Raw genomic sequence first — 14,525 nt, 5'->3', positions numbered from 1 at the left:
TTTATTTATAGATATACCCCTTATATTTTTAGAAAAAAACCATCCCATCCTTTTAAATAACTTAAAAGAAAATTAATTTATTAAAATTTTAATTTTTTATATTCTTATCTCATAACTCTAATTCCAGCTTCAATAATTCAACAATATCCTCTGATTTTTTAGCATTTAACATTTCATTTCTAAAAGACTCATGCATTAATTTACGTGCGAGAACAGAAAAGATTCGCATATGCTGATTTTCATCTGAATCATTAATTGTTAGCATAATTACTAATTTAACATTAACACTATCTCCCCACGCTAACTCATTCGGTAAACGTAATACAGAAATACTACTGTGTTTAACAAAAGGTGATTTACAGTGCGGTATTGCAATTGAGAAACCTAATGCCGTACTAAAAATCTCTTCTCTTTGCCATATTGCTTGTTCAACTTGTGATCCAGAGTCAGTTCGGTGATTAACTTCTAAATTATCAGTTAATCGTTTAATAACTTCCTCTTTACTTTCCATTCTTTCATCAAGAAAAATTAAAGACGGATCCAATACTGAATAATCATTTTTTGGCGTATTAGCAGAGATAGACAAACGAGATAGTTTATCTTTTTCAAACTTGAACCAATTATCTGCATATGTATCAGGCTCAATAATTAATAAATCGTATTGCGTATCTAATAATAAAACATGAGCAGATTGAATTGATTCAATTATGGAAGATGAAAGACATATTAAAGGAAGAGAGAAAGATTGTGCTAAAATAGCGGTATGTGATGTTTCTGCCCCTGAAGCCATCACAATACCTTGCAAATACTCCCCTCTCAATGCCAATAATTCGCTTGGTGTCAGTAATCCTTGGCAAATAATAATCGAATCTTCTGTTAATTTAGGAAGTTGTATTTTAGATTCGATACCAAGATGCCTTGCTATACGCAATCCCAGATCCTTAATATCTAACTCACGTTGGCGTAAATATTCATTACTACTGCTTCGAAATGGTAAGCTGAGCTCTTCAATTGCCATTGATAACGCAGCAATCGCATTATTTGCCTCTCTTGGTTCAAGTAAGCACGCTTCAATATCCTCATCATCCAATAATTGGCTTTGTGCCTCTAAAATATCAACCGCTGTTTTATCAGCTTGCTGAATATCTAGACTAAATTGTTGACGAGCACTTTGTAACGCACGTTTTAGTATTTCACATTGTTCTGATTGTGAATTTGATGGCTCTAATAATGAAATCTTTTGTAAATCAAAAGATTTCATATAGATAGCCCTACCTTTTGCAATCCCTTGGCTAACACCATAACCCTGAATAATTTGAGATGATGTCCGACTCAGATATATAGGGATCATTCCTTGCTCTGGTTTATCTTTTTTTGGCATTAATCCATCACAATGAATAAATTCTTGTTCAATAAATACCTTTAGTTTTTCATAAGCCAGATTTTCATCATCTCCACTGATTGTAAAATAACATTCATCACCAACAGCGACATCTGCCCCAACAAGAGCCAAAACACTTTTTGCATTGGCTTGGCGTAGTTTGCTTTTATTAAAAAGTAAAATATCTGATTGAAAACAAGCTGTTTTTTGCTCAATTGCACTCGCTGGTCTTGCATGAATACCATTAGGTAACTCACAACGAAATGGAAGTATTTGCATAATTTTTCCTTTATTAATTAGTCAATTAACCAAGACACAGGTGTACAAGGAGCTGCTTTATCTGTGTTTATGCATATAGACTCCGATAAAGTAACTTGATGTATCAACGTATTCGACTTAGGTTCTGTATAGGTTTTGGTTTCACTACTTGGGTTCCACCCACGTAAAATCAGTGACTCTTGATTCTGTGCTTTTTTCAACGTGCTGAAGTGCAGCTCACTATCCCACGTCAATAAACTATAATTATCAGGAAAAACAATATAATGAGGATTCGTTTTAAATTGAGACCAACCGGAATCTAGGTAACCAAATGCAGGTAAACGCCAATGCTCAATATCACGCCATAGTTGAGCGCTTTGGCCATTTTCTATCGGCAATATAGCAAAATGGAAATGATGAAGCCCCTGAATTTGTGATTCCGGTGACGGCAAAACCATACCTGATGCACGCCCTGGCCGCCAAGTTAGTTCTGCTTGGCCTAGCCAACCCACACTGCGCAAAAGTGTTATTCTTATCATGTCAGGTTGATTGGCTGGGATTTCATACTCTCTTAGCCCTTCAGTGACGATACAAATACCTTTTTTATCATCATGTTGCATTACCAGACTTTGCATTGGGTAAAGTGCCGTTGGTGCCTCTACCCAATTTTCACTTTGCCAAATATCCATATTGGCTGGATTATTTTCTCGCTGAATTAAACCAAAAGGTTGGTCTGCAAAGTGAAATGTCTGTTGAATTTCCGTAGGAATTTCAACCTGAATTCGATGGTCTTCAATGGTATTATCAATTGTGATTTCAACATCTAGCCATGCCTTATCATGAGGTAAAGAAACCTGCATTGTGGCAGATAAATGCGCATTAACCTGTTTGGTTTGGCGAGCAATTGCATTCTGTGGTACTGGAATTCGCCAATTTAGAATAAATGAATCCATTAACGATGCTCTTACACAGTTAAATTGCTGTAAGTGTCCATCACTACTAATTAACCAATCATCTTCAGGTGGCGAATAGTTATAATTATCTCCTTCGTCTCCACCATCAATTAATCTAAGAATATTTGGGTATTGTTGTTGATTACGTTTATCAGTTAATAACAATCGTCCTTGGTGCAGTTCAAGTTTCAGCCATTCATTCTCTAATGTATTTTCAGTTTGAATGTTTTGTTGAATTTCAAAACCTGAATTTTCCCCTTCAACCAAATAAAAAGTCTGATAACCACATGAAGGTAACTCTTTCACTTCAAGCAAGACTTCGCATTTCCGGTACCATGTCGTTGTCGTGCTATTCGCCAATTCTTGTACAATCAAAGACATATCTTGTTTTTCTTCATGAATAAGTTGCCAGCGGCAAGGTTTTCCTGCATCGTCTTTAATACAAAAATCATTTTCAGGTGTATAAAGAGTAATACGAACTTGAGCATCTCTTTTATGTGGCAACGAATTGAAAATGATAATTTTTTTACCATCTTGTTTTGCTTCAATCCCACGAGCAAGCATCTTCATATTAAGGTCAAACAATTGATTTGCACTTTCTAAACCATCTTGTAAGCGTGCTTTCACCATGCTATTAACACGATCAGAATTACATCCGCCGATACTATCATGAGCGTGTGACTGCATAGCTTTACGCCAAATATTGTCAATCGCAGTTTGTGGATAAGGTAAACCAAGCCGCCAGTTAATGGATAGAAGAGGCTCAAGTTGTTGACTAACAAATTGTTCTAATTTTGCATTTAATAATTTAATGTCCATTCGAGTAGAAAAAATACCACGATGTACACGCATATATTTCGGGCTCAGCAATTCACCATTAAATTCAGGTAGTTCAGTGCTATTTGCTTGTAAAGCATCAAAAAATGCACTGAAACTACTTTTGACAAAATAATATTCCTTTTGAGCTTTATTTAATTGCTCAAGCATCGCAGGTACGGCATATTCAAAAGGGGATTGGTCATTACCATTAGGTAGTAATATTTGGTCTGAGTGAGCAAAACGGGCTTGTTTTTCCAAGATAGCAGGTAAAACGGCAGAGGCTTTTTCTGGATTATCAGGTAACCATTTCGCGCAGCCGTAGCCCCAAGGTAATACAGCAGTAGCCACACTATGACCTGACTGCGATTTCCAAATAAATTCACTACTTGCGACATCATGTTCACACCATCCACGCCATACGACCGCATGTTTGATACCAAACTCTTGCAAAAACATAGGTAGCTGTGCACTTTGTCCAAATGAATCAGGCACATAGCCTATTGGCATATAACCGCCCCATTGCTCACAATCTACTTTTCCCAACAGTAAGTTTCGCGTGATAGATTCCGCTCCAACGACTAAAAAATCAGTTTGTGTGTACCAAGGGCCAATAAGAATTCGGCCTTGTTTAATTAATTTCTGTAAGCAATCACGCCTTTCTGGTGCAACCTGTAAATAATCTTCCAGCACCACGGTTTGCCCATCTAAAACAAAGGGGCCAAGAGAAGGATCTTCTTCTAAATGTTTAATTAAATCATTCATGAAATAATAAAGAACAATTTTTGAATCATTCTCAGTGAAATACCATTCACGATCCCAGTGCGTATGTTGAATTAAATGTACCGTTTTCATTTTATGACCTTAAAATATTTTTAGCAGAACAGCCCCGTCACGTTATTCACGCTAATTAACACTGTACGACATTATTAAAATAACTCTCTAATTAACGACCGACTTTAAATTTAGGAATAGCTGTTTCTGTTTTTTTAGTTTCTATCGTTTCATTACCACGAAATATTAATAAAGAGCCAATAGTAATAATTGCAGATCCCACAGCAACCGATAATATATATATCGGCCATTTATCTACGGCTAACCACCCATAAAATCCCGAAATAGGAGCATGATTTATCGCACCTAGACCGACCGCCATAGCTGCACCTGTTGCTGCACCAATAATGTTAATGATAATAATCTTTGGATTAGCAAGAGCAAATGGGATCGCGCCCTCAGAAACGCCAATTAATCCCATTAGCGTAGAAGCTTTTCCTGCTTCTCTTAATGATTCAGGAAAACGTTTTGACCAAATTAGCGTTGCTAAACCGATCCCAATTGGGGGAATAATAATAGCAACTTGAGCTGCTGTATTTGGCTCGTAAATTTCCGATGCTAATAATGCCATTGCAGTGGTTACTGCGGCTTTATTAACCGGGCCACCAAGGTCAAATCCAACCATTGCGCCAATAACGGCAGCAAGAATTACTTTATTAGATCCCGACATTGATAAAAGCCATTGCTCCATACCATGATTAAGTGCCGCTAAAGGTGCACCAATCACAAATGCCATAATAATACAGGTGAGTAATGTACCACCTACTGGCAAAATAAAAATCGGTCCTGCTGATGCAAGTGATTTTGGTAATTTCGTATATTTAGCTAATAAACGTACAATATAACCAGCAATAAACCCTGCTGCTAAGGCCCCTAAAAACCCGGTGCCTAAATTACTTGCCAACAAACCACCGACCATTCCAGGCGCTAAACCAGGCTTATTCGCGATAGCAAAGCTGATATACCCCGCGACGATAGGTAACATAAGAGAGAGTGCTAATCCTCCAAAACCATCAAATTTATGAAGCACTTGGACGACGAAATTTGTAGCTTCCAGATGGCTAGAATCCCAAATATTATCAATACCATATAAAGATGCACCAATACGAGATATCCCCATAATCACTGCACCTGCGATAACAAATGGCAGCATCCATGACACACCCGTCATAATGGCATTTTTTATTTCCGTACCAATGCCTAGTTTCGATGTTCCATTAGACTGCCCCATTTTTCATTTCCTCCTCAATTGCATCAATAATTGCATCGCCATACTTGATTGGGTCTGCAACACTGCATTCAAGCTTAATCATCCCATTAAATCGCTCCTTATTAATAACAGCGACATCAGCAGCCAAAATGACCGCATCTGCTCTTGCTAAATCGTCACTGGTAATCTCATTTTCAATTCCCATACTCCCTTGAGTTTCAACTTTAATTTCATGGCCTCTTTTTTTTCCTATGATATCCAACGATTCAGCAGCCATATATGTATGAGCAACACCAGTAGGACAAGCCGCAACACAAACAATAAACATAACAACTCCTTAAAATTTAATTCAGACAATAAAAAAAGCACAATGGCATAAATGCGCATTGTGCTTTTTAAAGGCAGCTAAAGGTAAAGAAATAATATTTCCAGGTGCACCACTAGAATGACGACAAATCATTATGTGGCGCAAACTGGACACAAGGAATAAAAAGATCAATTCGTGACGTTTACGAATATTTAATGATATTAAAGGATTAACATAAGCATTTCTTTCTAATTTAGTTAAATCGCTATCAAATACAGAAATATAAAGCTTCTGTGCACTCTGCCATAACTGCGACCAATTAACTGAGAAATCATTTTCAGATTGATTAGAATTCTCAGATTCATCTTTTTCAAGGGAAGCAATTGGTACAAACCAGCAAATTTTGCTTAATAAAGCTTTCATTTTGCTATCAAGTGATAGTAAAAATAAAATGCAGCCTTTAAAAAATAAAGCAAAATGTAAAGACATAGTGTCCCCCTTTAGAAACTAGTACCATTCTAAACGTATAAAATAGAAAATTACTGTGATTCCACCCTCATTTATTAAATTAAATAAAAATTAAAATGCTAAAAATATTAATGGCTATTTTCATTCTTCAATAAAAACCTGATTATCAAAGATTTATCTAAAATAAATTTTTTAGATAAATAATAACCTCACTGAAAACCTAAAAGTATAATAATCTAAGAATTTCGCAATACTATTAATTATTAATCTGAGCTTTTTATATTAATCCAATAGAAGCTATTTTTATATGTTTTTATATAGAATGTCATTTTTCTTATTGGCTAAATTTAAAGAGATACAATGAAACAAAAAAATCAAAAAACAATTAATTTAGGATAGAGGGATATAATAATTCGATTGATACCCCTAAAGCACCTAAATGATATTACTCAATATAAGATTATAAAATAACGCATAAATAAACATTAAAAAATTCAACCTTATCAATCCATTATTCACTTTCATGCTCATTTTTCTTAGCTATATCATTAAAAAATTTAGAGTGAATGCATCCTTGAACAAAAATCATACGAAAAGAGAATCTAATGCTGTAAAATTATAGATAGAAGCAATAATCTCCAATAACTCGTAAAAAATAGCCATTACCGGTTCTTCTTGTTAGAGGTAATTGAGTGCTTAGATTGATATCTATCATGGGAATGCACAAACAATCATTTTACCACTTGCTGTATCGATTCAATTCGAGTTAAATTTAGAGTATCCACAGGATCTATGAACCTAGAAAACAAGTCATCACTCTCGTGTAAAATTTGTTTTTCGCATTGATAGGGAGAAAATGCAAGTTGCTACTAGCGTTCGAGTTGACTATCCCTATAATGTAGGTCAGCAATAATTCATTTTTAATTTGAGTGTACTGATAGGAGTTTTAGCTATGGCTGTAACTAAACTGGTTTTAGTAAGACACGGTGAAAGTGAGTGGAACAAAGAAAACCGCTTCACAGGTTGGACTGATGTAGAACTGTCCGATAAAGGCCGCGAAGAAGCAAAAATTGCAGGCCAACTGCTAAAAGACGAAGGTTTTGTGTTTGATTTTGCTTACACTTCCGTTCTGAAACGCGCTATTCATACTTTATGGAATATCCTTGATCAAGTTGAACAATCATGGCTACCCGTTGAAAAAAGCTGGAAATTAAATGAACGCCACTACGGTGCTCTGCAAGGTTTAGACAAATCAGAAACCGCGGCAAAATACGGTGACGAACAAGTTAAATTATGGCGCCGTGGTTTTGCTATCACACCTCCAGACCTAGAAAAAGATGATGAGCGTTACCCAGGGCACGATCCTCGCTACGCGAAACTGTCAGATAAAGAATTACCCGTTACTGAAAGCTTAGCAACCACTATTGAGCGTGTCGTTCCTTACTGGGAAGAAGTCATCAAGCCTCGCGTTACTAGTGGCGAGAAAGTCATTATTGCCGCTCATGGTAACTCTCTGCGTGCTTTAGTGAAACACTTAGACAACTTAAGTGAAGATGAAATTTTGGAATTAAACATCCCAACTGCGGTACCAATGGTTTATGAGTTCGATGAAAACATGAAACCAATCAAACGTTACTATTTAGGTAACCAAGATGAAATTGCTGCAAAACAAGCCGCAGTAGCAAACCAAGGTAAAGCGAAGTAATTATTAACTTTATCTCTAAATATTGAAGGGCTAAGCCATATGCTTAGCCCTTTTTTCTTATCCATTTACTTCTATTCCTCAAAAAAACTTAACTCACTGTGTAAGAAATCCCAATAACCGATTATTATAGGGAAAACACATTGAAAGGTTGATAAAACAATAAAATGAACAAATTTAATATGTATGTTTGGGTTGGCCTTGTACTTAGCGCCAGTATCTTGGGTTCCCTGCTGTATATGATCCAAGGTGGCGAATTAGTCGTTGATGGTTCAAATGGTGCTGCTAATGCCGAGCTGATGAAAACCTTAATGATCATTGCTTGTATCAGCTTCCCAGTACAAATTATTAGTATGATGGTGATGACTTATAAACCTCGGTTATCCATTGTCCTTGCCGTACTCAGTAGCCTAGCATTAATGCCAATCACCATTGTATTTACCATGGGAATGATTTTCTCTGCGATCCGCTGGCGTTACCATCAGTTAACCCAATTTGATACCTCTTTAAATGTTCAATTTGACCAACGCGTTGAGTTCAACAAACGCAATAACCGTATTTTAGTTGTTGCACTTGGCTTAATCAGTATCACCTTTATTATATTAAGCCAAAGCTTAGGGATGTTCCTGTTTGTTTTCACCATTTTCCTTGGTTACTTTGGCAAAAAAGCGGGTGATGGTGTCTATTTAGCGATTAAAGACTCATATTTCTATATTCGCCCAAACATTTTCGCTTACTGTTATCGTATTCCATTAAAAGAGGTGGAATATACAAAAGGCGAGAAAGGCAAAGTACATTTTGATGTCCAGACCGATACTGAACGATTGCAATTAACGGCAACTCCGGCGAATGCAACACCTGAAGAACAGTCAAAATTGAATACCTTCATTAACCAAATTCAAAAAAAACAGTAAGTGGGCGACATAATGACTGCCGCTTGACAAGCCGGCAGTCGTTACGATTAATTTGCGTTAGGTATCATAGGCATTACAGGTGGAGTCAAGTTAATAATATTCACTTCATTAGGAGAACCTATACTAATAAAGTGATTATCTATGAACGAAACAGTCCATTCTCCCAAAATATCTACTGGAGAAAAACCACTATTCCCACTTAAATGAATTGTACTATTAGGATTTTTAATTGCATATTCTTTAATAGTTTCATTAATAATAGAAACTATTCTTTTATCTTCTTTAACTTTATCTTTTAAACTTGATATAAATTCATTGTAATATTCAGTGCTAGGAAATGATTCTTTGTCCGATACATAGTCTGCCTCATATTCTAAAATTGATTTCTCAATGCGGGGGATTCCTTCCCGAATATATTTAACATCCTCCATATAATTATAGACATTATTGGAAATATATCCATTATCGTTATCTATTTCTGCATTCATTAAATTAAATACATTCCCAACTTGATATTTAAAATCATTATCTATTCTAGGTCTGTAAATATTCGACTTCAAATCATACCAAATTGCCGAATCCATTGAAGGATAATCATTTCGAGACAAAATAGGTTCATTACGTAATTGACTTGCTTTTTTAGCGAGAGGACGGATTTGTTCTAAGATAGTCGTTCTTTTATCTGGGTTTTCAATGTATTCATTCATTAACTCAGATAACTTAATATTATCCTTATATTCACTTGCTCTTATGTTAAGATAATCATTTAACGAATCAACATATTTAAATGAATCTGCTCTATCTTTCTCGCTTCCCCTACCCGCAACAATACTAATATCTAAATCATTACTAAGTTTTTCCTTGTTTTTCTCTAACTCTTCCCTAGCATTCAAAATACTTTCCTGCATTATTTCAGCATCTTTTTCTAGTTCACTAGATAGTATTCTAAGATTGATTTCATAATTAATTCTTGATCTATCAGTTAATGCCATTTTATATACTCCTTTATATGAAAACTTAACTAACTTTAAAGAATGCCATTAATGAAAATGACAAAAAAAATAATAATGCAGCTTAGAATAAAAAACTAATTTATTTTTTGTATAATAAAAAATATAAAATTCCATCGTGCTGTATATATATAAAAAAAGCCAGATATTAAAATATCTGGCTTGATGTACTTATTATTCTTAAATTATTTATTTCGACGAGCGATCACCGCATCTGATAACTGACGCAATACTTTTTCAGTATCACTCCAACCAATACACGCATCCGTCACACTTTTACCGTAAACTAATGGCTCATCAGATTCGAGATTCTGGTTACCTTCAACAAGATTACTTTCAATCATAATCCCTGTAATCGAACGGTCACCTTGGCGGATTTGCTCGCTAACGTCCGTCGCCACTTCCATTTGTTTTTCGAATTTTTTGCAGCTATTTGCATGGCTAAAATCAATCATGATACTAGGCACAAGCCCCGCTTTCTCTAGCCCTTCACGGACTTCTTGCACATGCTTAGCACTGTAATTTGGTTCTTTACCACCACGTAAAATAATATGGCAATCTGGGTTTCCGCTGGTGTTCACTATCGCAGAATGGCCCCACTTGGTCACTGACAAGAAACAGTGGGCTGAACGCGCTGAGTTAATTGCATCAATGGCAATTTTAATTGTGCCATCTGTACCATTTTTAAAACCAACAGGGCAAGATAAACCAGACGCTAGCTCACGGTGAATTTGTGATTCCGTGGTTCGAGCACCAATAGCTCCCCAACTCATCAAATCTGCCACATATTGTGGGCTGATGACATCTAAGAACTCACCCGCAGTTGGTAAGCCTTGGTTATTGATTGTCAGCAATAATTCACGAGCAATACGTAAACCTTCGTTAATATCAAAGCTACAATCCATTTTAGGGTCATTAATTAGCCCTTTCCAACCTACCGTTGTGCGTGGCTTTTCAAAATACACGCGCATCACAATTTCCAGAGAACCTTTTAATTCCTCACGTAATTTACCCAAGCGCTCTGCGTATTCTAAAGCCGCTTTAGTATCATGAATCGAGCAAGGGCCAATAACTACCACTAAACGGTCATCTTTACCGGCTAAAATATTGTGGATTGCCAGGCGTGCTTCATGAACGGTAAACGCAGCTTTGTCGGTTGCTGGAAATTTTTCAAGTAGAGCAATTGGTGGTAATAATTCTTTTATTTGTTTTATTCTGACGTCATCGTTCTGATAATTCATACCTGTATATCCAATGTTTATTATTTTTACTGTAGTTGATTTACATGCCAAATTTATCCAAGTTGGTTTCGCCCGAACAAAGCGCAGAGTAGACAGCTGAATTCCTTCACTGTACTCGAAAGGATAAAAGATAATTAGCATCGAAATTTTAATCTAACCGTTCAACAGACATCTGTAAACAGGCAAGCGCACGATAAAACTAGGACTTTATTAGTAGTCAATTATAAAATGAGGTGAAATGTTGAAATTTAGCATGATAAGTAGGCAGAACTGGCATTTTTCAGAGCAAATAATAACTAAAACAGCTAAATGGCGATAATGCCACTTTAGCTGTTTTAGATGATTTTTTCTGTCTAAGTACGAGAAACAGGCAAAGAGCCGTTTTCTTTTGCTGATTTTATCCAAAGTCTAGAGCCATTTAGGGCGATACCTAATAAAATTAAGTATTCTAAGGACATGGCATAAACACCTTGAATAAAGAAAATTACAATACTGATGACGTTAATAATGACCCACAACAACCAGTTTTCCACATATTTACGTGTCATTAAAATCATCGCGACAACGGAAAGAATGGTCATCGTCGAATCCCAGAATGGGAAGGCATCAGGTTCAATTGCAGGCATTGCGAGGTTAGCGCCAAATAGATTTAATAACTCGACGGCCCATTTCGCCAGCACGCCAAATACCGCATCAATATTAAATGTCAGATAAATAATCGCGATAATTGCAATAACCAGTGTTATAGCTGCTTTTGGTAAGCTCAACCAACGAATTTTTAGCTCTGCTTGCTGCGAACTAGTAACTCTGCTCCATGCGTACCAGCCATAGATATTGGCGGCAAAGAAAAATATCTGTAATAATAGATTTGCATATAGCTGAATTTGAAAGAAAATAACTGCAAACAGAGAAACGTTAATTAACCCAAATAGATAATTAATCGTTTTTTCTAGACTCGCAAGTAGAATACAAAGTAAACCAGCAATGGTCCCCACGGCTTCAATGTAAGATAAATCATAAACCGATCCCCAAAGCGGGATCTGCACTAACGTATTGGCTGTACTAAAGAAATCCATCCCAAAATCCTTTATAAGTGTTCGTTAATGTTGTATTGCTCAGTATTTCATTGAAATTGTATTTTATTATTTTAGACTCTCTGCAAAATCTAGCATTTTATTTAATGGTCGTAATGCTTTTTCTCGTAATATCTCACTGACATGAATTTGATGGTCTTGCGAATTCCCTTCCAAAGCGTCAGCAATCGCTTTTAAGCCATTCATTGCCATCCAAGGGCAATGTGCACAAGTTCGACATGTTGCGCCCTCACCCGCTGTTGGAGCGATATAAAGCGTCTTCTCCGGGCAAGCTTGCTGCATTTTGTAAAAAATACCTTTATCCGTCGCCACTATCATCGATGGGTTAGGTAAATTTTGTGCTGCTTTAATTAACTGACTTGTAGAACCGACCGCATCTGCAAGGTCGACTATCGCTTGTGGCGACTCAGGGTGAACCAATACCGCAGCTTCAGGGTATAGGGCTTTCATTTTTTCTAATGATTGTGTTTTAAATTCATCATGAACGATGCAAGCCCCTTGCCAACACAGAATATCAGCCCCGGTTTGTTGTTGGACATAACGCCCAAGATGGCGGTCTGGAGCCCAAATTATTTTTTCACCTAAGCTATCAAGGTGCTCTATTAATTCAACAGCAATACTGGATGTGACTACCCAATCAGCCCGAGCCTTTACTGCTGCTGAAGTATTAGCATACACCACCACAGTCCTATCTGGATGCTCATCACAAAAACGGATAAATTCTTCTTCAGGGCAACCTATATCAAGGGAACATTGGGCTTCTAATGTTGGCATTAAGACTTGTTTTTCTGGGCTGAGAATTTTTGCTGTTTCGCCCATAAATTTCACTCCAGCAACAACTAAGGTAGATGCCGAATGTTTAGCCCCAAAACGCGCCATTTCAAGTGAATCTGCAACACAGCCCCCAGTTTCTTCTGCAAGTGCTTGAATTTCAGGATCAGTATAGTAGTGTGCAACGATTACCGCATTTTTCTCCACCAATAGCGACTTAATCTTCTGCCGATAAAATTCTTTTTCATCCGAGCTTAATCGTGCTGGTTTTGCTGGGAACGGATAAACTGACTGGTCAAAATCGATAAACACGCTCATTGGTTGCCTCTGTTTAGCAAAAAGCGATTTTATTACCTTATTCAAGTTTAAAACCGCAAGTTTACACACATTTTGTTTTATATACTAAACAAGATACCCCACTTGGCTTAATAAGTCTCCTTTCTTTTCACTCATTAGAGAACCTTTTATGGCTTTGCTTTAGCTTTTTTACGCTTTTTAGGTTTGAACCTTCGCTTTTCTACCTCTTTATCGGTATCGTAGCCATCCTTACTTAATTCATTAGGTCAGTTATGGAATCACCTGCATTATTAATAAATAAAATTATTTCAGTTTCATTGCTCGATCCAAGAATTGAAGCCGTGGTATTAACCGGCTCTCGAGGGCGAGAACAACATATCGATAGTTATTCTGATATTGATATCGAATTGATTGGCCACGGGGTGACAGAGCTATTCCAACAAACACATTGGATTAATAACTTTGGTACCCCCTTGGCTGCTCTTCATTTACTTAACGAAGAAAATGATGCGCCAGACTGGCCTACTTGCTTGGTGATCTATGAAGAAGGCCGCAAAGTTGATTTCACTTTTGCAGAACCTGAGCGTCTCGAAAAAATGAAGTGTGAAGGTTTAGATGCGACATTTTCACGGGGCTTTACTGTTTTATTGGATAAAACAGGGATCGCTAATGGCCTGCCTGAAATTGCCAATTCAACATCTTTACAGCCAAAGCCTGTTAGTGCCTCTGAATTTGCCGAGATAATCACCGATTTTTGGCATGAGGCTCATCAAGTCGCCATCGCACTCACACGAAATGAGTTATGGGTGGCATGGTCGCGAAGTGCAGATATGAAGCAGTATTTTCTCGCACTAGTTGAAAACCTAGTTTCTCTGCAAGGTAAGCATGTTTGGTATAAAGGCCGTCAATATCACGAATGGATGCCTAAACCCTATATCGAGGCATTGGAGGTCATTTTTAATTGTGGAACGGCTCACAGCGCTTCATTGTCTCTTCAGTGTTTGATGCGCTGCTTTAATGAAGTAGCTACCGAGCTCGCTAGCCTTCAAGGCTTCAATGATATGCAGCTTATGGCAGAAAAAATGCAAGAACTGCTTATTGGCATTTTGCAGGATAACGCCCTACTCCCTGACACACTGTAAAATAAGATAAATATAAATGAAGCACAGCAAAGGAATGCGGTGCTTTTATTGTTGTGAGCGATTAGACAACTAAGTACTTACTTAGGTAAATATTACTTGGATTGCTTGCTTGATAATGGCTTGAGAT

General features: G+C 36.9%; 12 protein-coding genes. 3 read left to right on the top strand and 9 right to left on the bottom strand.

Annotation, left to right across the window (positions count from 1 at the left end):
- Positions 1-109: 109 nt before the first annotated feature.
- The 5 genes from PR834_RS04855 to PR834_RS04835 all read right to left on the bottom strand — a co-directional run bounded on the left by PR834_RS04855 (position 110) and on the right by PR834_RS04835 (position 6,248).
- The gene (locus PR834_RS04855; protein WP_181489505.1) at positions 110-1,660 is read right to left on the bottom strand and encodes a fructose PTS transporter subunit IIA; all 1,551 of its coding nucleotides are present in this window, start codon (positions 1,658-1,660) and stop codon (positions 110-112) included.
- Positions 1,661-1,677: 17 nt separating this feature from the next.
- On the bottom strand, positions 1,678-4,263 hold the full coding sequence (locus PR834_RS04850; protein WP_272536479.1) for a glycoside hydrolase family 38 C-terminal domain-containing protein: 2,586 nt from the start codon (positions 4,261-4,263) through the stop codon (positions 1,678-1,680).
- Between the two features lie 91 nt (positions 4,264-4,354).
- Positions 4,355-5,473, bottom strand: coding sequence for a PTS fructose transporter subunit IIC (locus tag PR834_RS04845; protein ID WP_004256743.1), 1,119 nt, complete (start codon positions 5,471-5,473; stop codon positions 4,355-4,357).
- On the bottom strand, positions 5,460-5,780 hold the full coding sequence (locus PR834_RS04840) for a PTS fructose transporter subunit IIB (protein ID WP_004256746.1): 321 nt from the start codon (positions 5,778-5,780) through the stop codon (positions 5,460-5,462). The genes PR834_RS04845 and PR834_RS04840 overlap by 14 nt, the downstream gene beginning before the upstream one ends.
- A gap of 21 nt (positions 5,781-5,801) precedes the next feature.
- A complete protein-coding gene (locus PR834_RS04835) occupies positions 5,802-6,248 on the bottom strand; it encodes a hypothetical protein (protein WP_004256749.1) in 447 nt (148 codons plus the stop codon).
- A 931-nt stretch (positions 6,249-7,179) separates the two neighbouring features.
- Here PR834_RS04835 and gpmA point away from each other — a divergent pair.
- Positions 7,180-7,932, top strand: a complete 753-nt coding sequence (gene gpmA, locus PR834_RS04830) for a 2,3-diphosphoglycerate-dependent phosphoglycerate mutase (RefSeq protein ID WP_004256752.1) — start codon at positions 7,180-7,182, stop codon at positions 7,930-7,932.
- Between the two features lie 164 nt (positions 7,933-8,096).
- Positions 8,097-8,843, top strand: coding sequence for a hypothetical protein (locus PR834_RS04825; protein WP_004256754.1), 747 nt, complete (start codon positions 8,097-8,099; stop codon positions 8,841-8,843).
- A 47-nt stretch (positions 8,844-8,890) separates the two neighbouring features.
- Here the strand turns inward: PR834_RS04825 and PR834_RS04820 are convergent, their stop codons facing one another.
- The 4 genes from PR834_RS04820 to nadA all read right to left on the bottom strand — a co-directional run bounded on the left by PR834_RS04820 (position 8,891) and on the right by nadA (position 13,277).
- Positions 8,891-9,835 (bottom strand): hypothetical protein, encoded by a 945-nt coding sequence (locus PR834_RS04820; RefSeq protein WP_196724490.1) that lies wholly within the window; start codon positions 9,833-9,835, stop codon positions 8,891-8,893.
- Between the two features lie 203 nt (positions 9,836-10,038).
- Positions 10,039-11,094 carry a 3-deoxy-7-phosphoheptulonate synthase AroG gene (gene aroG / locus PR834_RS04815; RefSeq protein WP_036957937.1) on the bottom strand — a complete coding sequence of 352 codons (1,056 nt, stop codon included), beginning with the start codon at positions 11,092-11,094 and terminating at the stop codon, positions 10,039-10,041.
- A 353-nt stretch (positions 11,095-11,447) separates the two neighbouring features.
- Positions 11,448-12,170 carry a nicotinamide riboside transporter PnuC gene (pnuC, locus tag PR834_RS04810; RefSeq protein WP_262960923.1) on the bottom strand — a complete coding sequence of 241 codons (723 nt, stop codon included), beginning with the start codon at positions 12,168-12,170 and terminating at the stop codon, positions 11,448-11,450.
- A gap of 66 nt (positions 12,171-12,236) precedes the next feature.
- The gene (gene nadA, locus PR834_RS04805; RefSeq protein ID WP_112307259.1) at positions 12,237-13,277 is read right to left on the bottom strand and encodes a quinolinate synthase NadA; all 1,041 of its coding nucleotides are present in this window, start codon (positions 13,275-13,277) and stop codon (positions 12,237-12,239) included.
- Between the two features lie 251 nt (positions 13,278-13,528).
- On the opposite strand from nadA, the gene PR834_RS04800 reads away from it, so the two are divergent.
- Positions 13,529-14,398 (top strand): aminoglycoside 6-adenylyltransferase, encoded by an 870-nt coding sequence (locus tag PR834_RS04800; RefSeq protein WP_096864099.1) that lies wholly within the window; start codon positions 13,529-13,531, stop codon positions 14,396-14,398.
- The last annotated feature ends 127 nt before the right edge of the window (positions 14,399-14,525 follow it).

It is taken from the genome of Providencia sp. PROV182, from assembly GCF_028480325.1.
GTDB lineage: Bacteria > Pseudomonadota > Gammaproteobacteria > Enterobacterales > Enterobacteriaceae > Providencia > Providencia hangzhouensis.
Note: the sequence above shows the minus strand (reverse complement) of the source record. Positions and strands in the feature narration are given on the sequence as shown.

Coding starts and splice junctions, on each gene's coding strand:
- nadA (WP_112307259.1), bottom strand. CDS start 13,277: ATGAGCGTGTTTATCGATTTTGACCAGTCAGTTTATCCGTTCCCAGCA.
- PR834_RS04800 (WP_096864099.1), top strand. CDS start 13,529: ATGGAATCACCTGCATTATTAATAAATAAAATTATTTCAGTTTCATTG.
- PR834_RS04855 (WP_181489505.1), bottom strand. CDS start 1,660: ATGCAAATACTTCCATTTCGTTGTGAGTTACCTAATGGTATTCATGCA.
- aroG (WP_036957937.1), bottom strand. CDS start 11,094: ATGAATTATCAGAACGATGACGTCAGAATAAAACAAATAAAAGAATTA.
- PR834_RS04840 (WP_004256746.1), bottom strand. CDS start 5,780: ATGTTTATTGTTTGTGTTGCGGCTTGTCCTACTGGTGTTGCTCATACA.
- pnuC (WP_262960923.1), bottom strand. CDS start 12,170: ATGGATTTCTTTAGTACAGCCAATACGTTAGTGCAGATCCCGCTTTGG.
- PR834_RS04850 (WP_272536479.1), bottom strand. CDS start 4,263: ATGAAAACGGTACATTTAATTCAACATACGCACTGGGATCGTGAATGG.
- PR834_RS04835 (WP_004256749.1), bottom strand. CDS start 6,248: ATGTCTTTACATTTTGCTTTATTTTTTAAAGGCTGCATTTTATTTTTA.
- PR834_RS04825 (WP_004256754.1), top strand. CDS start 8,097: ATGAACAAATTTAATATGTATGTTTGGGTTGGCCTTGTACTTAGCGCC.
- gpmA (WP_004256752.1), top strand. CDS start 7,180: ATGGCTGTAACTAAACTGGTTTTAGTAAGACACGGTGAAAGTGAGTGG.
- PR834_RS04820 (WP_196724490.1), bottom strand. CDS start 9,835: ATGGCATTAACTGATAGATCAAGAATTAATTATGAAATCAATCTTAGA.
- PR834_RS04845 (WP_004256743.1), bottom strand. CDS start 5,473: ATGGGGCAGTCTAATGGAACATCGAAACTAGGCATTGGTACGGAAATA.